Origin of the sequence: Micromonospora sp. LOL_023, from assembly GCF_048060115.1 — a bacterium.
Taxonomy (GTDB): domain Bacteria; phylum Actinomycetota; class Actinomycetes; order Mycobacteriales; family Micromonosporaceae; genus Micromonospora_E.
Genome location: NZ_JBHMIM010000010.1, coordinates 1 through 18098, shown reverse-complemented (window position 1 = coordinate 18098; position 18098 = coordinate 1). Strand labels below are relative to the sequence as shown.

The window sequence follows — 18098 nt, the reverse complement described above, 5'->3', positions numbered from 1 at the left end:
CTAAGAGATGTGTGTGTGATCGGCGGCGACATTGAAACGTGGTCACGATTTCTGGCGGCTTTAGATAAATCAAAATGGGAGGCAGAATTCTATGTAATTCAAAACGGAAATAGGATCTCGGCTTGGGGCTTTCCGGTTGCCGATATATTTGCGGGACTCGCTGCTAGCTCTCTATCTACCGAGTTGGTTGTCCGGGCTGGAAGAATATGGCTATCCGGACATTTGTCTACTGTGGATGAAATCGAATTTTGCTTCGATCCAGCTGACTCCGAATTGCCCGAGGATCGAGAGGCTGTCCTGGACTTTGCTCGGTGGATGTCATCTGTGTGTGGTTTGCGCGTCGTGATTACGGATGAAGCTGCTAATCACAGTGCGGTTCCTTGGCTTTATACCAATATGTAATCATGGCCTCAGCGTTGTCGCATTGTTGCCCGTCGGGGCTGGGTGGTCCTGCGCCGTACTGGTTGTCGTGGCAGTACGACGTGGTGGGCAACCGGTTGCAGCAGGTCGATCACAAGTCGTCCGGGGATGTGACGACGACGTACGCCTACCCGGCTGGGGGTGGGTCGAACGCGCATCGGTTGTCGTCGTCGACGACGGGGTCGACGACGCGGTCGTACACCTACGACGACATGGGTAACACGTTGACCCGGCCGACGGATTCGGCTGGGTCACAGTCGTTGACGTGGGACCTGGAGGGGCGTCTGGCGTCGACGACGGATGCGTCGGGGACGACGAGTTACCTGTACGACGCTGATGGGAGTCGGTTGATCCGGCGGGACGCCACTGGCAAGACGTTGTATCTGCCTGGTCAGGAGGTGCGGTACACCACGGCGACCGGGACGCGTGAGGTGACGCGCTACTACGCGCATGGTGGTCAGGTGGTGGCGTCGCGGACGGCTGCCGGTCTGGTGTGGTTGGTGGCGGATCACCAGGGCACTCATCAGACGGCGATCAACGCCACGACGCATGCGGTGGAGCAGCGGCGGCAGACGCCGTTCGGTACGCCCCGGGGTGCGGTGCCGGCGTCGTGGCCGAACCAGAAAGGCTTCGTCGGTGGTGACAAGGATCCGACCGGTCTGATCCATCTGGGTGCCCGTGAGTACGATCCGGGGATCGGTCGGTTCGTGTCGATGGACCCGGTCATGGACGTGACCGACTCGCAGCAGATGCACGGTTACACGTATGCCAGTAACAGCCCGATGACGTTGTCGGATCCGTCTGGTCTCTACGTCACTGGTGACAATGAGGGAAACTGGAAGGCGTATCCGAAGCCCAGTGGTGGATACGATATCGATGATCAGCGGGTGAAGGTTTCGCCGACGTATACCAATGCTGGCTCGAACACGGGGCCGAGTGATGATGATGTCGCGAAGGCCAAGGAGATCAAAGAGACAAGTGTCATCGAGATTGTCGTTCGTGAGGGCGGCCAGTTTCTTCTGGATCTCTTCGGTATCACGGAGATCATGAAGTGTATCGACGGTGACTTGATGGCGTGCGGGTGGGCGTTGCTGGATCTGATCCCGTGGACCAAGGCGGTCGGGCTGATCCGGAAGGCCGACAAGTTCATCTCGGCGGTGACGCGGGTCGGCCGTCAGTTGTTGAAGTGGCGTGACAATTCGAAGTGGGCTGATCGGGTCCTGGCGGGTGCGTCGTGCCCAATTCCGAACAGCTTCGTGCCTGGCACCCGGGTGGTGATGGCCGGCGGGGGTAGTAAGCCGATCGAGGATCTCGAGGTGGGGGAGGAGGTCCTCGCCACGGATCCGGAGACCGGTGAGACGGCGGCCAAACGGGTCGAGGCCGTCATCACTGGTGACGGTGACAAGGAGCTCGTGGACGTTTCTGTCGCCACCGGCGGTGGCGATCGGTCGGTGATCACAGCTACGGACGGGCATCCGTTCTGGGTGCCGGAGCTGTCGGAGTGGGTCGACGCGGCAGACCTTGAGGTCGGGCAGTGGTTGCAGACCTCTGCCGGCACCTGGGTCCAGATCACCGCGCTGGAGCGCCGCACCGAGGCGACACGGGTCCACAACCTCACCGTCGCCGACATCCACACGTACTATGTACTCGCCGACAACACGCCGGTGCTGGTTCACAACTGCAATCCATCAAACGCTCTTATGAAAAAGGCGGATGAGGGAGAGATCAGGGGAGCGGACTTCGCCGCTGAGTACACGTCGCCGAGTGGTGCTACATACAGGGCGCACAACAAGTCGCAAACCAATATTCCAGATGCCATGAGAGATGAACTTTCCGGGTTTGATCACCCGCACCTCGGCTGCGCCGAAATGCAGTGCCTGGCGAAGGCGTATGCGGCGGAGGGGTCAACGGCTATCCGTGGCGGCCACATGACAGTGGTACACGTCAGCGACACTGCAAAGGGAGCGCATGGTGACCTCGCACGCCCCTGCGGAGCTTGTACCCGCACATTGGGAGGGCTTTTCGTAAATGTCAACTAATGACGAGTCGTTAGATTTCGCCGCGCTTCCACTCCCGCTTGTCGGCGCACTCGAGGCGTCCGGATGGTTTTGGGGAAGGAAGGTCGACGTGGACGAGATCGTCGCGGAGCTGGTCGAACAAGGTTATCGGATTAATCCGTTCGCGATCTCCTTCCTCGAAGCATTTTCAGGCCTGCTCATAGCGCCGCTCAACAGCAAAGGACCAAATTTCGCCAACACGGAGTCATTGATAATAGATCCGGGCGGAGTGGGTCGGAGGCATCGGTCTGAGGCGGCGGAAGTGGAGTCGGTTGTTAACGAGGATGTGTTTCCAGTGGCGTGGTGGCTGAGTCACTCGTACGTATACGTAACTGCCTCCGCGAGGATGGTCGCCTATTCGTCCGGCCTGATTTGGTTGCTGGGTGACAGTCTGGAGCGAGGACTCGACCTGGCCGTGCGGGCGTCGGCCGACCTCACCTGTATCGGATCCCGGGAAGGCCAGCCCAGATGGCCTGCCCCGAAATAAAGGCATTGTTCTATTTGGATGGAAGACCGGCCTATCGTTGGTAGCAGAGCGTGATGAATCTGCATGGGTCTGTGACTGCCGGCTCGAGTTGCCGTCAGTGGGCGTCTCTCATCGCCCATATCTTGATGAAGTGTCGCGATGGGGGTGTCGGATGCTGCGGCGTCGTCAGTCCAGGATGCCAGGGTAGGGGTGCGTCAGGATTGCGCGATCCGTTCGGCGGCTTGCCGGTCTGCGGGTTGGTTCGGTCGTAGTGGGCGTGCGCGGGGCCGCAGGCCTGTAGCGCGTTCGTAGCGTTCGATCAGCCAGACCTGGTGGACGTGGGGAAACGGCAGGCCGGACGGGGCCGGCAGGACCCGGATGGTCCGGCGGGTGGTACGGCCGTGCCCGGTGTCGGTGCTCTCGTGGCCGATCGGGGTGCCGGCCCAGGGCAGCGCGTCGGGAGCGTCGAACAGCGCGGCTCGGTTCTCCTTGACCGGTAGCACGAAGTGGTCACCCTGCTGGTGTGCGGTGAGGATGATCTCTCCCCGTCTACCTGTGCCGGGAGCTGCGGGCTGAGTCTCGGTAGCTTGGTCCGTGCCGGATGATGGAACATTGCCGGTGGTGGAACGGGTGGGAGGTTGACGTTGAGTAGTCCGTTGGTGCGTCGGCGTCGGTTGGCGAAGGAGCTGCGACAGCTTCGGGAGGATGCCGGGCTGACCGCCGAGGAGCTGGCACGGACAGCGAAGATGTCGCGGCCGAAGCTGTCCCGGTTCGAGACGGCGGATCGGGTGCCGTCGGTGTCGGATGTGAGCGCGATCCTGGGTGCGTTGTCGGTTGACGGTGAGCGGTGGCACGAGCTGGTGCGGATGGCGAACGACGCCGCTGAGCGTGGTTGGTGGGAGTCGTACGGGTCTGGGATGGGTCGGCGTCAGGCGGTCTACGCGAATCTGGAGCACGGTGCGGTGAGCATCCGTGAGTACCAGTCGTTCGTGGTGCCGGGGTTGTTGCAGGTGCCGGCGTACACGCGGGCGCGTTCGGAGTTGGCGTTCAAGCAGGCCCGGTTGCCGTCGGCTGACCTGGATCGGACGGTGGAGGCGAAGATGATGCGGCAGCGGATGCTGGCGCGGCCGGCCGGTCCTCGGTATGAGGTGGTGGTCGAGGAGGTCGCGGTGCGGCGGCCGGCGGCACCGCCGGAGGTGATGCGGGAGCAGTTGCTGCACCTGGCGACGTTGGCCGAGGATTCCGATCGAGTGTCGGTGCGGGTGCTGCCGCAGGGCGCTGAGCTGCGCGACTACTGGTTGCCGAGGTCGCCGTTCACGGTGTATCGGTTCGGTGGTGGTGATCCAGATGCGGTCGCAGTGGACACGGAGACGGTTGATCTGGTCTATACCGAGCCGGACGAGGTGCAGCCTTATGTGGACCTGTTCGGTCGGGTGTGGGAGTCGGCGTTGACGGCTGCGGACAGCGCGGGCCTGCTCCGGGCTGTGGCTGGAGTGGGTCGGTGAGGAGAATCGAGGCTATGAGCAGCTTTCAAGCCACAGGTTGGCGCAAGTCCACGCGGTCCGGCGGCGACGACAACTGCGTGGAGGTGAACGTCGCGGGTGATCGGGTGGGCGTGCGGGACAGCAAGGCGGGTTCGGCAGGTCCGGTCCTCGACTTCAGCCGTACGTCGTTCGACTCGTTGATCCACAGTTTGTCTACCGAGCGGGGCGACCTGCGCTGATCGCGGCTGACTGACGTCCTCCCAAAGCGGTGCCCGGTTGTCCCGGGCACCGCTTTTGCATGTCTGGAAGCGGAGACGGTGGTAGATGGCTCTTGCGATGACTGCCCCGGCAAGGCATCCTGTAACAGTGCTGATGCTGGAACATTCCACATACGCGACAATGTTTCACTGGTCGTCGTCCTGCGGATCCAACGTGGCCAGTGGCCGGTGGTCGAGGTGACGGCAGACAGCGACGAGGCGGCGGGACGGGTCGAGTCGTGGCAGGTCAGGGCCGTCCGCTTCACCCAGCGGTGGCGGGGATTGGACCCGCATGAGGTGTACGCATATCTGCGCGAGGTCGCCGATGAGCTGGACCGGCTCGCCGGGTCGGCGGCTAGCGAGCGTGCCGAGGCGGAACGCCTTCGCGAAGGTCTGCGGCAGTGGCGGCAGCGGCACGTCGGCTGCCGGTTCAACGACCCACCCGGTGTCGACGCCGATCCGGGCGGCGCGAATCGCGTCCAGGGACAACGAAATCGGGGGCAGCGGTGATCCCCGAATCCGCAGGTCGTGCCCAGCGCACGGATCAGGGGAGCCCTCGGTGACGGCGCATCGCCCTGTCCGGCCGAGCTGGATCTGCGCTGGCTGCGGCCTTTCGTGGCCGTGCGAGACGCGACGTCGGGAGCTGCTGGCCGAGTACGCGGGGGCACGGGTGTCGCTGTCGGTCTACCTGGCGACGTGCCTGCTGGACGCGATGGCTGACCTGCCGCAGGACCGCTGCGGCGACGTCTACTGGCGGTTCATGGGCTGGTGGCGGTGAGAGCCAGGGTCGGGCCGGTGGCGGCAACCATCCGGCCCGACCCCGTTCCATCCCCTCCGTAGAAAAGACGTTCCATTCCCTCCGAGAGAGAAGGCAGACGATCATGGACATCTGTGCGTTGACCAGCGCCACGGTGCTCGGCTACCTGGCTGGGCTGTTCTCGTTTCGGGTCAAGAGCCGCTGGTGCCCCAAGTGCGGCGAGCTGACCACCGTCCCGCCGCCGCCGCCGTCCAACCCCGCGAGGTAGCCGATCGGCGTCGACGCATGACAGCAGGTCACCGGTGGTCGGCGTACTGGTGGGAGACGCGTCACGTCTGGAGCTAATGATCGTTTGAGTCCACCGGTTGTTGGCCAGCCGGCCCCGTACCGTTCATTGACGTTGGCCAGGGTCAGCAGCCATGACTGCACAGCACCATGCGATAGACCGCCGCGTCTTCCTGCGCGGCTCGGCCGCCCTCGCCGCCCTACCGGTGGCCGGCAGCCTGCTCACCGCGGCCCCGGCCGCCGCCGCCCCCGCCACAGCGGCGACGACAGCGGCAACCGGCAACGTGCCACCGCCGCCCAGCTACCCCGGGTTGCCGTTCGTCGACGACTACCTGACCAACACCACCGCCAACCGGACCCCGCAGACCAACGCGGCGGTACGTATCCTTGCCGGCTTCGAGCAGCTGTGGACCACCGGCAGCAGCTGGGACAACGGCGTACCGCGCAGCGCCGACGTGCTGCGGGCCAACATCCGCTACGTGGTGAAGGTCGGCGAGGAGCGCACCGAGGCCGAGGCGAAGCAGGCGTACATCTTCGACCGGCAGCACCAGAGTTACAGCGCGATTAGCGGCCTCGGTCCGCTGACGCAGCCGTACCTGGCCGGTTCGCTCGCCGTCACCGGCATCACCGCCGCCCCCGACGGGGTGCCGGCCGGCCGGGTCAGCGACGCACTGCCGCCGGACGCCCCAGCCGGCTCGTCGCTCGGCGCCGGCTCCACCTCATCGGCGCTGGGCACGGTGGTGCAGCTGGTCAACACGATCCGCGGCCCGCACGCCTCCAGCAACCCGAGCAAGTCCACCTACCAGTATCCGCGACCTTGGCGGCTCACCGACGACAGCTTGGTCGTCGAGACCGGCGGCATCCCGGTGCTGGGTGTGCCGGTGTACGCGGCGAACACCGCCGTGGTGCCGCAGCTGCTGCGCCAGCGGGCCGACAACCCGGCCGACGACGGCGGGTTCCCCAGCGGGCACGCCAACGCCGCCTACCTGGCGGCGCTGGCGTTCGCGTACGCCGTACCGGAGCGGTTCCAGGAGCTGCTGGCTCGGGCCAGTGACGTCGCGGACAGCCGGATCGTGGCCGGCATGCACTCGCCGGTGGACGTGATCGGTGGCCGGATCCTGGCCACCGCACTGGCCGCCGCCGTGCTCGCCGACCCGGCGTACGCGCAGCTCAAGGCCGACGCCCGGCGCCAGGCCGCGGAGTATCTCCAGGCCCGCACCGGCACGAGCGCCGACACCTTGTACGCGTACGCCCACTCGGCCGGACCGGACACCGACCCGTACGCCGACCGGGCGGCGAACCTGGCGAAGGTGACGCCCCGGCTGACGTACATGTTGCCGCAGGCCCGCAAGGACACCCCGTTCACGGTGCCGAAGGGTGCCGAGACACTGATCGAGACCCGGCTGCCCTACCTGGACGCCGAGCAGCGCCGTGAGGTGCTGCGCAGCACCGGGCTGCCGGGCGGCTATCCGCTGCTGGACGGCCCGGAGCAGTGGGGTCGGCTGAACCTGTTCGCCGCCGCCGACGGCTACGGTTCGCTGCGGCGCACCGTGCGGGTCACCATGGACGCCGCCGCCGGTGGCTTCCACGCCGCCGACGCCTGGCGCAACGACATCGACGGCGACGGCATGCTGGTCAAGCTTGGCACCGGTGCGTTGACCCTGTCCGGCGCGAACAGCTTCGCCGGCGGCACCCGGCTGGTCGACGGCACCCTGGTGGCGGCGTCCGCGCGGGCGTTGGGCGACGGCGCGGTGGAGCTGCGCGGCGGCACGTTGCGGTTGGACCGGACCGCCGGCCAGCTGCGGGTACGCGACGAGTACAGCCAGTCCGGTCAGGCGACCCTGTCGGTGAACCTGACCGACGGCGGTGAGTCGGCGCTGGTCGTCGACGCGATGGCGACGCTCAACGGTCGCGCCGCCCTGGTGCTGGCGCTGGATCCGGAGCGCCCGCCGGCGGCGAACGTGTCGGTGCCGGTGCTGCGGGCCGCGAAGCTCATCGGCAGGTTCGGGTCGGTCACCGTGACCGGGCTCGACGGCTACACCGCCGAGCCGTTCCACACCGCCACCGGTGTGTCGGTGCGGCTGCTGAAGACCGCCTGACGGGGGCGTCGTTGCGCCCCGGCCGCGTCAGGCCGGGGCGCAACGACGGGTCGGCTGTCCAGGAGCGGGTGCGGCGACTCAGGCGGGGGTGGCCCGCAGGATCGGCAGCACCACGGTCGCCTCGGCGTGGCTGGTGTGGCGCATCACCAGTGCGGTGGTGCCGGGGATGTCGAACGGGTTGGCCGTCGGCGGGTACGCCATCCGCTTGCTGGTCGTGGCGACCTTGCCGTCGTAGGCGGTGCATCGGGTCTGCCAGGTGTAGACCGCGCCGGACTGCGGGATGCCGTTGTTGCCGATCAGCGAGGTGATACAGGTCGGTGTGAGCGTGCTGAGCACGGTGTCGTTGCCGTCGACCACCAGGCCGAGCAGGGACGAGGTGCTGAAGCCGGCGTGGGCGCGGGCGGTCAGCGCCAGCGGGCCGACCGTGTTGAGGGTGAAGCCGAGCTGGTCGGTGGAGGCCTTGTCGGTGACGACCTCGAGCAGGCTGTCGATGAGCGTCACGCAGGCGGTGGTGTCCCGGGCGTACGCCTGCACGGTGGTCTGGTTGAAGGTCTTGATGTCGTTGAAGTCGATGATCGCGCTGCGGGCGCAGGATTTGGCCTGGGCGGTCGCCAGCCGGTCGACCTGGGAGAGGATTTCCGTCTTCGCGTCGTTGATCGTGTTGATGATCTTGGTGGTGGCCTCATCCAGCGAGTCGCCCTCCTTGTACTCCTTGTACAGCTCGTAGGCCGCCTTCGCGGCACCGATGATCGCCGTGAAGTCGAACGCCTGGACCGGTCTGGCACCCAGCGGCACGGTGATCAGGACCGCCGCGACAGCGGCGACGGTGCGACGGAGCAGTACGCGTCTCATGGCTCTCCCCTTCTGGCCGTCGACCACCCATCCATGACCTCCACTATGGTCAGCGCTTGCCGGGATGGGTGCTTTCCCGCAGGTGGCGGGTTCGGTCAGCTTCCCAACTATCGCTGGATCACGATTGGACGCCGACTGGACGGGCCAGCCATCCCGCCACGCCTGCGCGGGCGGGTGAAATTTCCCGATCTGCCTGCCAAATCGACCACCCGATCCGCACAGTGGGGCGCATGACGGACGGAGGTCCGGCGCCGCCCGAGCTCCAACCGCGTCGTTTCCTCGTTCGGCGCCCCGAGGGGGAGGGGACCACCGGCGATGTGAGCTGGCTGGAGCTCTTCATCGATTTGTTCTTCGTGTTCGCCTTCCTGCGGGTCACCGACCTGATGGCGAGCCGGCTCGAATGGCTGGGGATCGTCGAAGGCGTCCTCGTGCTGCTGATGCTGTGGCACTGCTGGAACTCCTGCGCCTGGCTCGGCAACGTCGCGTACCTGGACAAGGGTGGGATGCCGCTGGTCGTGTTCGGGATCGCCACGACGTTGCTGATCATGGGTGTCGCCATTCCGGGCACCTTCACCGCCGAGTCGGGTGGCGTCATCGAACCGCTGCTCGTCGCGGCCGGCTACCTGCTGATCATCTACACCGTGCTGGTGGTGCTGAGCTTCCTGCACTGGTCACAGGGCCCCGCCGGTCGGCGCCCGGTGATCGCCTCCTGGCTGACCTATCTGCCGGGCGGGGTGATCCTGGCCTGCGCGGTCTGGCTGCCGCCGCGACTCGATCTGCCGATCGACGACCGGTACGTCCGTACCGCGTTGTTCGCCCTGGTCATTGTGATCAACTTCAGCGCGCTGCGGGTCGTCAGCAGCGGCAACGCGCAGGTGGTGTCCGGCCGGCACCTCGCCGAGCGGCACGGTCTGGTCGTCCTCATCGCGCTCGGCGAAACGGTAATTTCCGTCGGTATCAGTCAGGGCCTGGGTGGGGACCAGCCCATCACCTGGCAACTGCTGGCCGGTGCGGCGCTCAGCATCGCCGTGGTCTCCGTGCTCTGGTGGACCTACTTCGACGTGGCCAAGGTCGTCGCGGAACATGCGATGCAAGCCATGCCCCGACCCGACCAGTCCCGCATCGCCCGGGACGCCTACAGCGGCCTGCACCTGCCGATGGTCTGCGGGCTCATCGTGCTCGCGTTCGGCCTGAAACATGCCGTCTCCGCCGCCACCGGCACCGCCGACCAACCCTGGCGTACCGCGAGCGCCGTCCTGCTCTTCGGCGGGGTCATCGTCTATCTGAGCGGGCTGGTCGGGTTCCAACGACGCGCCCTCGCAATGCTGGGCCGTAGCCCGATCGTCGGCATCGTGACGCTGATGGCGCTGTTGCCGCTGGCCGCCAACGCCCCGCCGCTGGGCGCGCTCGCGCTGCTCCTGCTCGGGGTCGCGGCGATGGTGGCCGCCGACCGCACCGTGTTCCGGCGACGCCACCGGCAGCTGCACGATCAGGCCGACCCGGAAGCCGCCAAGACCACTGGGGCCACCCCGAAGGAACTGCTCGTCGACCTCGTCTTCGTGTTCGCGTTCATTCAGGTCACCGTCCTCATGATGCGCGAAAACTCGGTGCTCGGGGTGCTGCAGGGCCTGATCCTGCTGGCACTGCTGTGGTGGACGTGGACCAGCTTCTCCTGGGTGACCAACGCGATCCGGCACGACACCGTCCCGGTGCGCCTGGCGATGATCGGCATCATGGCGGTGTCGCTGGCACTGGGGATCGCGCTGCCACAAACATTCGAATCCGTCCCCGGCGGCCTACCCGGTGCGAGCGTGGTGGTGGCCGCGTACATCGCCGGGCGGCTCATCCAGGCCGCGCTGATCTGGAGCGTCGCGCGGGAACAACCGGAACTGCAGGCGGTGGTCCGGCAGAGCGTAGCGCCCAGCGCGGTGGCGCTGACGCTGCTGGCCGGCAGTATCGTGCTCGATCTGACCGCCACCGACAGTCAGCGGACCGACCTGCTCGTCACGGCGATCTGGCTGGTCGCGGTCCTGACCGAGATCTTCGGGAGCTACCGGACCGGCCTGCGTCGCTGGCGGGTCCGCACCGTACGGCACTGGACCGACCGGTACGCGCTGATCATGCTTGTCGCGTTCGGTGAGACCGTCATCGCCCTCGGGTTCTCCGCCGCCGAGGAGCCGACCTCATTCCTGCTGGTCGTGCTCCTGATCAGTGCGGCGGTCTCCATCTGTGCCATCTGGTGGTCCTACTTTCACACTGACGCCGGGCTCGCCCACGACGCCCTGCAGGCCGCCCAGGGTTTGGATCGGGCCAGGCTGGCCCGCGACGCCTACACCTACCTGCACCTGCCGATGGTGGCCGGGCTGATCCTGGTCGCGTTCGGGCTGCGCGAGACGCTGCTCCTGCACGGCAGCCCCGTCCAGGCACGGGCGCATGCTCTCGGCCACTACGCGCTCTACCTCGGTGTGGTCGGCTACATCGCGGCCAACCAGGCATTCTGGTGGCGGGTCTGGCGTCGGCTCAGCGGCTACCGGATCAGCGGCGCGGTGCTGGTGGCCGTGCTCGCACCGCTGACCGTACCGCTGCCGGTGCTGTGGAATCTGGTCCTGCTGGCTGGTCTCGGGGTGACGTTCACGGTGATCGAGACGCGTGTAGGCCGACGTCAATGACCGTGCTGAATGGGTCGGTCATCCGGTCAACGGGCGGAGACCGAATCGGTCGGCGAACTCGGTGAGCTCGTCCCGCTGCTCAGCCGGATCGTCGGCGGCGCTACCGACCACGATACGGGTCACCCCCTGCTCGGCGAAGGCCGCGACCCGCTGCGCCGGCATGTCGATCGATCCCCACCGGGTGTACTCGATCGCCGCCGGGTCGCGGCCAGCCTCTGCCGCCACGGATCGCGCCAACTTCCACTGCGCCGCCCGCTCGTCCGGGGTCAGCATCCCGCCGGGGAAGTAGCCGTCGCCGCGTAGCCCGACCCGCCGGGCGGCGGCCCGGCTCGATCCGCCGACGTGGATCGGCAACGACATCGACCCGTACGGTTTCGGGAAGCTGCAGATCAGATCGAAGTCGAAGAACTCTCCATGGAACGAGACGCCTTCTGCACCCCCGGCCCACAACAACCGCAGCACGTCGATCGCCTCGTCGGCACGTCGGCCCCGGGAGCGGAAATCGACACCGATCGCCCGCGCCTCACCGGGCAGACTGCCCAGACCGACGGTCAGCAGTCGCATCCGGCCCTTCGCCAGCGCGTCGATGGTGGCCAGCCGCTTGGCGAGCACCACCGGATGGTGGTACGGCAGCAGCAGCACCCCGGTGCCGAGCAGCAGCCGGTCGGTTGCCGCCGCCACGAAGGCCAGCAGGTCCAACGGATCCGCGTACGGCAGCGACGGCGGGATCTCGACCGCCCCGACCGTCGCACCGGGATACAGCACCACATGCTCTGGTACGTACAACCCTTCGAACCCGCATGCCTCGGCGTGCTGGGCGTACCCGATGAGCCGGTCCGGGTCGGTGCCGTGCAGCGGGGTGCTGTAACTGACCGCGAACCTCACCGCCGCCGCCAATCCGCCCGTGCCCGGTCGAGTTGGCACCGCAGCTGTTCCCGTACGCCTGCCAACCGCGCCAGTCCGGCATCGACCTCGGCCAGCTTGCGCCGCAGCACCGAGATCGAGTCGGGGCAGACGTCGCCGGTCGGGTTCCCGGCCCGCAGGCAGGTCACGAACGGGCGGATGTCCTCCAGGTCGAAACCGACGGCGAGCAACGACCGGATCTCGCCGACCACCCGCAGCTCCGTATCGTCGTAGTCGCGGTAGCCGTTGGCGCATCGCCGGGGCCGGACCAGCCCCTGCGCCTCGTAGTAGCGCAGCGTCCGGGCGCTCGTCCCGGCCTGCCGCGCCAGCTCACCGATCAACATGTGACCTCCCCGGCCAGCCTCGGACCCACCGTGACGCTAAACGTTGACGTCGGTGTCAGGGCAACGAGCCGGCGGCCCTGGCGACGGTCAGCCGAGGGCGGCAGCCATCCGGCGCACCGCCTCGGCGATCGTCTCGGGCGCGGCGGCCAGGTTGAACCGGGCGTGCCCGGCCCCGCCCGCACCGAAGTCCAGCCCGGCGCTGAGCGCCACCCGCCCCCGGTCGAGGAACACCGCCGCCGGGTCGTCGCCGAGCCCCAACGCCCGACAGTCCAACCAGGCCAGGAAGGTCGCCTCACCGGGTGCGTACCCGACCTGGGGCAACCGGTCCGCGAGCAGATCGGCCAGCAGCCGCCGGTTCGCGTCGACCGCCGACCGTACGGTGTCCAGCCAGTCGCCGCCGTCGCGGAACGCCGCCGTGTGCGCCATCACCCCGAGATGGTTGACCCCGTGGCCGACCTCCTCCGGCAGTCGGGCCAGGTCGGCAGCGGCGGCCGGCCCGGCGACCGCGAGGGCGGCCTTCAAGCCGGCCAGGTTCCAGCCCTTCGAGCCGGAGATCAGCGACAGGCCGTCGGCGGCGCTGGGCACCGACAGGTACGGCACAAACGTCACACCGGAGGCGGTCATCGGTGCGTGGATCTCGTCGACCACCACCCGCACGCCGTGCCGGCCGGCCAGCTCCGCGACTGCCGCCAGCTCGTCGGCGGTGTGCACCGTCCCGGTCGGGTTGTGCGGACTGCACAGCAGGTACGCCGCGCTGCGCCCGTCCGCGCGGGCGGCGGTGAACGCCTCGGTCAGCGCGTCGAGGTCCAGCCGGCCGTCCGGACCGAGCGGGGCCTCCCGCACCGGCCGGCCCAGGTTGCGCAGGAACCCGTAGAACGGCGGGTACACCGGCGGGTTGATCACCACCGTGTCGCCCGGCCCGGTCACCAGCTTCAGCATCTCGACCGCACCGAGCATCACGTCCGGCACGATCGCCGTCCGCGCCGGGTCCAGACCGTCCCAGCCCCACCGCGTCGCCGCGAACCCGGCGACCGCCTCGGCGTAGCCCGCGCCGGTGGCGTACCCGAGGTCCCCGGCACGCACCGCCGCGTCGATCGCCTCGACGACTGGTCCGGCCGGGTCGACGTCCATCTCGGCCACCCACACCGGCAGCACGTCAGCCGGGTAGTACCGCCACTTGATGCTGGTCCGCTGCCGGGCCCGGTCCAGCGGCACCCACACCCCGTCGCCGTAGGGCCAAACAATCGTCACGAGAACTCCCAACTTTTCTTCGAGGTGGTCACCTCGGGGAGCTTAAGGTCAGTCGGCGGCGGTGACCGGACGCCAGCCCAGCGGGGTGGAGAGCACCATCGTGCTGGACGGCTGGCCGTACGGGGCGAGCCGGTCGATCACGTCCTCGAAGGCGTCCATCGACGCCGCCGCCACCTTCAGCATCGAGCAGGCGTCCCCGGTGATCCGGTGGATCTCCAGGATCTCCGGCCAGGTCGGCACCTGCGGGTCGCGCAGGATGCAGTGCGACCCGTAGCAGGACATCCGGATCAGCGCGATCACCGACCAGCCGGCCCGGGTCAGGTCGACGTGCGCGTGGTAGCCGCTGACCACCCCGGACTCCTCCAGCCGGCGGACCCGCTCGGCCACCGCCGGTGGCGACAGGTGCACCCGGCGGGACAGTTCGCTGAAGGAAAGTCGGGCATCGGCCTGCAACTCGCGCAACAGCGCCCAATCCATCTCGTCCATGGACACTTTCCCTTCGTAAACCGATCTCCCCAATCTAGCCACGAGGTGGCAGGTCAGAAGCGCGTACCGCCGTTGATCCGGTATTCAGCCGCGCACCGCAGGTCGGCAATCATGGGCGACACAGCAAAGGGAGGGCAGCCGACGTGACCAGCACCGACGTGGCCAGCCCACCGGCCGTCCGGCCGGTGGACGCCGCCGAACGCGACGCCCGCGCCGCCGACAACGCAGGCGAGCCGACCCTGGAATTCGGCGACCGGGTGCCCTACGACGCGTACGTGCACGCCAGCACCCTGCACAGTCTGCAGCGCACCCTCAGCGACGACCCCGGCGAAATGTCCTTCCTGATGGTCAGCCAGATCATGGAGCTGTACTTCGGGCTGACCCGCCATGAGCTGCGCGAAACTCAGCGGCTGCTGCGCGCCGACCAGGTCTGGGAGGCGGCCGCCCCGCTACGCCGCGCCGCCCTGCACCTGGAAGGGCTCAACGCCTCCTGGCAGACGCTGCGTTGGATGACCCCGGCCGACTTCAACCGGTTCCGCAACCTGCTCGGCGAGGGCTCCGGATTCCAGTCGGCGATGTACCGGCACCTGGAGTTCACCCTCGGCGTCAAGACGCCGTCGCTGATCCGCCCGTTCCGCCGCCAACCCGAGGTGTACGCCGAACTGGAGCAGACCCTGCACGCGCCGAGCCTGTGGGACGACGTGATCGCCCTGCTCGCCCGCGCCGGCCACGACATCCCGGCCGACCTGCTGACCCGCGACGTCGCCACCGAACACGAGCCGCACCCGGCGGTCGAGGCCGCCTGGGTGGCGATCTACCGCACCAACACCCCCGACAACCATCTGCGGCTGCTCGGTGAGGCGCTGACCGAGGTCGCCGAGCAGTTCGGCGACTGGCGCTACAAGCATCTCAAGGCGGTGCAGCGGACCATGGGTGCCAAGGTCGGCAGCGGCGGCTCCGCCGGCCTGGCCTGGCTGCAACGCAGCATGGCCCGGGTGGTGTTCCCCGAGATCTGGTCCGCCCGGACCAGCATGTGAGAGGCTGCCACATGTTCACAGAGGACGACGCCCGTCGCCGTGACGCCGCCGACCCCGGGCACCGCGACCTGTTCCACATCCCGCCGGCCACCGGCGGCGACCACCCCGACGTCGCCTACTTTGCCGGCAACTCCCTCGGCCTGCAACCGAAGGCGACCCGCGCCGAACTGCTCGACGACCTCGACGACTGGGCCCGGCTCGGCGTCGAAGGCCACCTCGAAGCCGGTCGGCCGTGGCTGCCGTACCACGAGTTCCTCACCGACACCGCCGCCCGACTGGTCGGCGCCCTGCCCAGCGAGGCCGTGGTGATGAACTCGCTGACGGTCAACCTGCACCTGCTGATGGTGTCGTTCTACCGCCCGGCCGGCGACCGCACCCGGATCGTCATCGAGGACTCGGCGTTCCCGTCGGACAGCTACGCGGTGCGCAGCCAGGCCGCCTTCCACGGCCTCGACCCCGACCGTACGGTGATCCGGCTGCGGCCCCGCCCCGGCGAGGACACCCTGCGCACCGCCGACGTCGTCGACTACCTGCACACCGAGGGTGACCGGGTGGCGTTGGTGCTGCTCGGCGGGGTCAACTACCTGACCGGCGAACTGCTCGACATCCCGACCATCACCGCCGCCGGCCGGGCCGCCGGCGCGATCGTCGGCTGGGACCTGGCGCACGCCGCCGGCAACGTGCCGCTGCGGCTGCACGACTGGGGTGTCGACTTCGCCGCCTGGTGCTCCTACAAGTACCTCAACTCCGGGCCCGGCGCGCTGGCCGGCGCGTACGTGCACGAACGCCACCACGGCGACCCGACCCTGGCCCGCTTCGAAGGCTGGTGGAGCACCGAGCCGGCCACCCGTTTCGAGATGACCCCGGTGTCGCGGCCACCGGCCAGCGTCGACGCCTGGCAGATCTCCAACCCGCCGATCTTCGCGATGGGCCCGGTCCGTACCTCGTTGCAGATCTTCGACAAGGTCGGCATGCCGGCGCTGCGCGACCGCAGCGAACGGCTCACCGGCTACCTGGAACAGCTGCTCGACGAGACCCTGTCCGGTCGGCCGGTCGGCGTCGTCACCCCACGGGATCCGGCCCGCCGCGGCTGCCAACTGTCCCTGCGTGTCGGCGGCGGGGCGGGGGCGCAGGCGCTGACCGCCCGGCTGCGCCACGAACACGGGGTGATCGCCGACGCCCGCGAACCGGACATCGTCCGGCTGGCCCCGGTGCCGCTGTACTCGACGTACCACGACTGCTGGCGGGCCGCCCGGGCGCTCGCCGCGACCCTCCCAGCGGAAGGCGGCGACGATGTCTGAACCTGCACCCGTCGCGGTGGTCGGCGCCGGCCTGGCCGGCAGCCTGCTCGCCTGCTTCCTGGCCCGCCGGGGCCTGCCGGTCACCCTCTACGAGCGCCGGCTCGACCCGCGACGCGGCACCGCCGAACGCGGCCGGTCGATCAACCTGGCGCTGTCCGAACGCGGCCTGGACGCGCTGCGCCGCATCGGCCTGGCCGACCAGGTGCTCGCCGACGCGCTGCCGATGCCCGGCCGGATGATCCACCCGGTCGACGGCGACCTCGACTTCCAGCCCTACAGCGCCGACGGGCAGCGGGCGATCAACTCGATCAGCCGGGGCGCGCTCAACAACGCCCTGCTCGATGCCGCCGAGGCCGCGCCCGGCGTCACCGTCGTCTTCGACCACCGGCTCGTCGGCCTCGACCCGGACACCGGCGAGGCGACCTTCGACACCGGCCAGGGCAAGGTCCGCGCGCACGCGCAGGTCGTGCTCGGCGCCGACGGCGCCGGATCGGCGGTACGCGGCCAACTGCTCGCCCACGGCCTGGTCGACGAGAGCCTCGACTTCCTCGACTACGGCTACAAGGAGCTGACCATCCCGGCGGTCGGCGGCGACTACGCCCTCGACCCCGGTGCTCTGCACATCTGGCCGCGCGGCACATCGATGATGATCGCCCTGCCGAACCCGGACCGCTCCTTCACCTGCACCCTGTTCTGGCCGACCGGCGGCACGTCCAGTTTCGCCTCGCTGAGCAGCCCGGCGGCGATCGAACGGCACTTCCGAACGCACTATCCGGACGTACCGCCGCTGGCACCGGACCTGGTCGACGACTACCAGCACAACCCGGTCGGCCTGCTCGGCGCGGTGCGCTGCGACCCGTGGCAGGTCGACGGCCGGGTGGCGCTGGTCGGCGACGCCGCGCACGCGATCGTGCCGTTCTACGGCCAGGGCGCCAACTGCGCCTTCGAGGACGTCGTCGAACTGGACCGCTGCCTCGACGACACCGGCGGCGACTGGGCGGCGGCGCTGCCGCTGTACCAGTCCCGCCGCCAGGCCAACGCCGAGGCGATCGCCCAGATGGCGTTGGCGAACTTCGTCGAGATGCGCGACAAGGTCGCCTCGGCGTCGTTCCAGACGTTCCGCAAGGTCGAACACGCCCTGGAACGGGCACTGCCGGGACGCTACGTGTCCCGATACGAAATGGTCTCCTTCACCACCACCCCGTACGCCGAAGTCAGGCGTCGGGTCCGCCGGCAGCACCAGGTGCTCGCCGCGGCGGTGGCCGGGACGGCGGCGCTGTTGGTAGGGGCACTCAGCGCCGCCGTCACCCGGTCCATCCGAAAGGGACGCCGATGACGCTGTGGCATCCGGAGTTGCTCGCCGGTCGGCCGGCCGCCGACGGCCCCGGTCTGTTGCGCAGTTTCGTCGACGGTCGGTTCGTGGATGCGGG

General features: G+C 68.5%; 19 protein-coding genes. 13 read left to right on the top strand and 6 right to left on the bottom strand.

Annotated features, from left to right (window positions below):
- Positions 1-15: 15 nt before the first annotated feature.
- The 3 genes from ACFHVL_RS07575 to ACFHVL_RS07565 are packed head-to-tail and all read left to right on the top strand — an operon-like array spanning position 16 to position 2964.
- Positions 16-402, top strand: a complete 387-nt coding sequence (locus tag ACFHVL_RS07575; RefSeq protein ID WP_416626485.1) for a hypothetical protein — start codon at positions 16-18, stop codon at positions 400-402.
- Positions 403-404: 2 nt separating this feature from the next.
- The gene (locus tag ACFHVL_RS07570) at positions 405-2459 is read left to right on the top strand and encodes a polymorphic toxin-type HINT domain-containing protein (protein WP_416626484.1); all 2055 of its coding nucleotides are present in this window, start codon (positions 405-407) and stop codon (positions 2457-2459) included.
- Entirely contained in the window at positions 2449-2964 is a 516-nt protein-coding gene (locus ACFHVL_RS07565) for an SUKH-3 domain-containing protein (protein WP_416626482.1), read from the top strand. Before ACFHVL_RS07570 ends, ACFHVL_RS07565 begins: the two co-directional genes overlap by 11 nt.
- Before the next feature lie 194 nt (positions 2965-3158).
- Here the strand turns inward: ACFHVL_RS07565 and ACFHVL_RS07560 are convergent, their stop codons facing one another.
- A complete protein-coding gene (locus tag ACFHVL_RS07560) occupies positions 3159-3446 on the bottom strand; it encodes a hypothetical protein (protein WP_416626480.1) in 288 nt (95 codons plus the stop codon).
- Between the two features lie 141 nt (positions 3447-3587).
- Between ACFHVL_RS07560 and ACFHVL_RS07555 the strand changes: the two genes are divergently transcribed.
- From ACFHVL_RS07555 to ACFHVL_RS07530, 6 genes are all read left to right on the top strand, one after another.
- Complete coding sequence (locus ACFHVL_RS07555; RefSeq protein WP_416626478.1) at positions 3588-4448, top strand: helix-turn-helix domain-containing protein; 861 nt, start codon at positions 3588-3590, stop codon at positions 4446-4448.
- A 14-nt stretch (positions 4449-4462) separates the two neighbouring features.
- Positions 4463-4666, top strand: coding sequence for a DUF397 domain-containing protein (locus ACFHVL_RS07550; protein ID WP_416626477.1), 204 nt, complete (start codon positions 4463-4465; stop codon positions 4664-4666).
- A gap of 78 nt (positions 4667-4744) precedes the next feature.
- Entirely contained in the window at positions 4745-5194 is a 450-nt protein-coding gene (locus tag ACFHVL_RS07545; RefSeq protein ID WP_416626475.1) for a DivIVA domain-containing protein, read from the top strand.
- Positions 5195-5243: 49 nt separating this feature from the next.
- A complete protein-coding gene (locus ACFHVL_RS07540) occupies positions 5244-5462 on the top strand; it encodes a hypothetical protein (RefSeq protein ID WP_416626474.1) in 219 nt (72 codons plus the stop codon).
- A gap of 103 nt (positions 5463-5565) precedes the next feature.
- Positions 5566-5709, top strand: a complete 144-nt coding sequence (locus ACFHVL_RS07535; protein WP_416626473.1) for a hypothetical protein — start codon at positions 5566-5568, stop codon at positions 5707-5709.
- 151 nt (positions 5710-5860) lie between these two features.
- Positions 5861-7825, top strand: coding sequence for a phosphatase PAP2 family protein (locus tag ACFHVL_RS07530; RefSeq protein WP_416626471.1), 1965 nt, complete (start codon positions 5861-5863; stop codon positions 7823-7825).
- Between the two features lie 78 nt (positions 7826-7903).
- On the opposite strand, the gene ACFHVL_RS07525 is transcribed toward ACFHVL_RS07530, so the two are convergent.
- Positions 7904-8677 (bottom strand): hypothetical protein, encoded by a 774-nt coding sequence (locus tag ACFHVL_RS07525; RefSeq protein ID WP_416626469.1) that lies wholly within the window; start codon positions 8675-8677, stop codon positions 7904-7906.
- Between the two features lie 230 nt (positions 8678-8907).
- Between ACFHVL_RS07525 and ACFHVL_RS07520 the strand changes: the two genes are divergently transcribed.
- Positions 8908-11346: a low temperature requirement protein A gene (locus tag ACFHVL_RS07520; RefSeq protein WP_416626467.1), complete on the top strand. Its 2439-nt coding sequence runs from the start codon at positions 8908-8910 to the stop codon at positions 11344-11346.
- Positions 11347-11364: 18 nt separating this feature from the next.
- On the opposite strand, the gene ACFHVL_RS07515 is transcribed toward ACFHVL_RS07520, so the two are convergent.
- The 4 genes from ACFHVL_RS07515 to ACFHVL_RS07500 all read right to left on the bottom strand — a co-directional run bounded on the left by ACFHVL_RS07515 (position 11365) and on the right by ACFHVL_RS07500 (position 14330).
- A complete protein-coding gene (locus ACFHVL_RS07515; RefSeq protein ID WP_416626465.1) occupies positions 11365-12231 on the bottom strand; it encodes a TIGR03619 family F420-dependent LLM class oxidoreductase in 867 nt (288 codons plus the stop codon).
- The gene (locus ACFHVL_RS07510) at positions 12228-12593 is read right to left on the bottom strand and encodes a MerR family transcriptional regulator (RefSeq protein WP_416626464.1); all 366 of its coding nucleotides are present in this window, start codon (positions 12591-12593) and stop codon (positions 12228-12230) included. The genes ACFHVL_RS07515 and ACFHVL_RS07510 overlap by 4 nt, the downstream gene beginning before the upstream one ends.
- 87 nt (positions 12594-12680) lie before the next feature.
- Positions 12681-13844 (bottom strand): MalY/PatB family protein, encoded by a 1164-nt coding sequence (locus ACFHVL_RS07505; protein ID WP_416626462.1) that lies wholly within the window; start codon positions 13842-13844, stop codon positions 12681-12683.
- A 48-nt stretch (positions 13845-13892) separates the two neighbouring features.
- On the bottom strand, positions 13893-14330 hold the full coding sequence (locus ACFHVL_RS07500) for an Lrp/AsnC family transcriptional regulator (RefSeq protein ID WP_416626460.1): 438 nt from the start codon (positions 14328-14330) through the stop codon (positions 13893-13895).
- Between the two features lie 143 nt (positions 14331-14473).
- Between ACFHVL_RS07500 and ACFHVL_RS07495 the strand changes: the two genes are divergently transcribed.
- From ACFHVL_RS07495 to ACFHVL_RS07485, 3 genes are read left to right on the top strand one after another with little or no spacing between them, the layout of a single operon-like run.
- Complete coding sequence (locus ACFHVL_RS07495; protein WP_416626459.1) at positions 14474-15367, top strand: tryptophan 2,3-dioxygenase; 894 nt, start codon at positions 14474-14476, stop codon at positions 15365-15367.
- Between the two features lie 11 nt (positions 15368-15378).
- Positions 15379-16668 carry a kynureninase gene (kynU, locus tag ACFHVL_RS07490; RefSeq protein WP_416626457.1) on the top strand — a complete coding sequence of 430 codons (1290 nt, stop codon included), beginning with the start codon at positions 15379-15381 and terminating at the stop codon, positions 16666-16668.
- Positions 16661-18004 carry an FAD-dependent oxidoreductase gene (locus tag ACFHVL_RS07485; RefSeq protein ID WP_416626455.1) on the top strand — a complete coding sequence of 448 codons (1344 nt, stop codon included), beginning with the start codon at positions 16661-16663 and terminating at the stop codon, positions 18002-18004. Before kynU ends, ACFHVL_RS07485 begins: the two co-directional genes overlap by 8 nt.
- Positions 18005-18098 lie beyond the last annotated feature (94 nt).

Coding starts and splice junctions, on each gene's coding strand:
- ACFHVL_RS07570 (WP_416626484.1), top strand. CDS start 405: ATGGCCTCAGCGTTGTCGCATTGTTGCCCGTCGGGGCTGGGTGGTCCT.
- ACFHVL_RS07565 (WP_416626482.1), top strand. CDS start 2,449: ATGTCAACTAATGACGAGTCGTTAGATTTCGCCGCGCTTCCACTCCCG.
- ACFHVL_RS07550 (WP_416626477.1), top strand. CDS start 4,463: ATGAGCAGCTTTCAAGCCACAGGTTGGCGCAAGTCCACGCGGTCCGGC.
- ACFHVL_RS07535 (WP_416626473.1), top strand. CDS start 5,566: ATGGACATCTGTGCGTTGACCAGCGCCACGGTGCTCGGCTACCTGGCT.
- ACFHVL_RS07530 (WP_416626471.1), top strand. CDS start 5,861: ATGACTGCACAGCACCATGCGATAGACCGCCGCGTCTTCCTGCGCGGC.
- ACFHVL_RS07525 (WP_416626469.1), bottom strand. CDS start 8,677: ATGAGACGCGTACTGCTCCGTCGCACCGTCGCCGCTGTCGCGGCGGTC.
- ACFHVL_RS07520 (WP_416626467.1), top strand. CDS start 8,908: ATGACGGACGGAGGTCCGGCGCCGCCCGAGCTCCAACCGCGTCGTTTC.
- ACFHVL_RS07510 (WP_416626464.1), bottom strand. CDS start 12,593: ATGTTGATCGGTGAGCTGGCGCGGCAGGCCGGGACGAGCGCCCGGACG.
- ACFHVL_RS07500 (WP_416626460.1), bottom strand. CDS start 14,330: ATGGACGAGATGGATTGGGCGCTGTTGCGCGAGTTGCAGGCCGATGCC.
- kynU (WP_416626457.1), top strand. CDS start 15,379: ATGTTCACAGAGGACGACGCCCGTCGCCGTGACGCCGCCGACCCCGGG.
- ACFHVL_RS07485 (WP_416626455.1), top strand. CDS start 16,661: ATGTCTGAACCTGCACCCGTCGCGGTGGTCGGCGCCGGCCTGGCCGGC.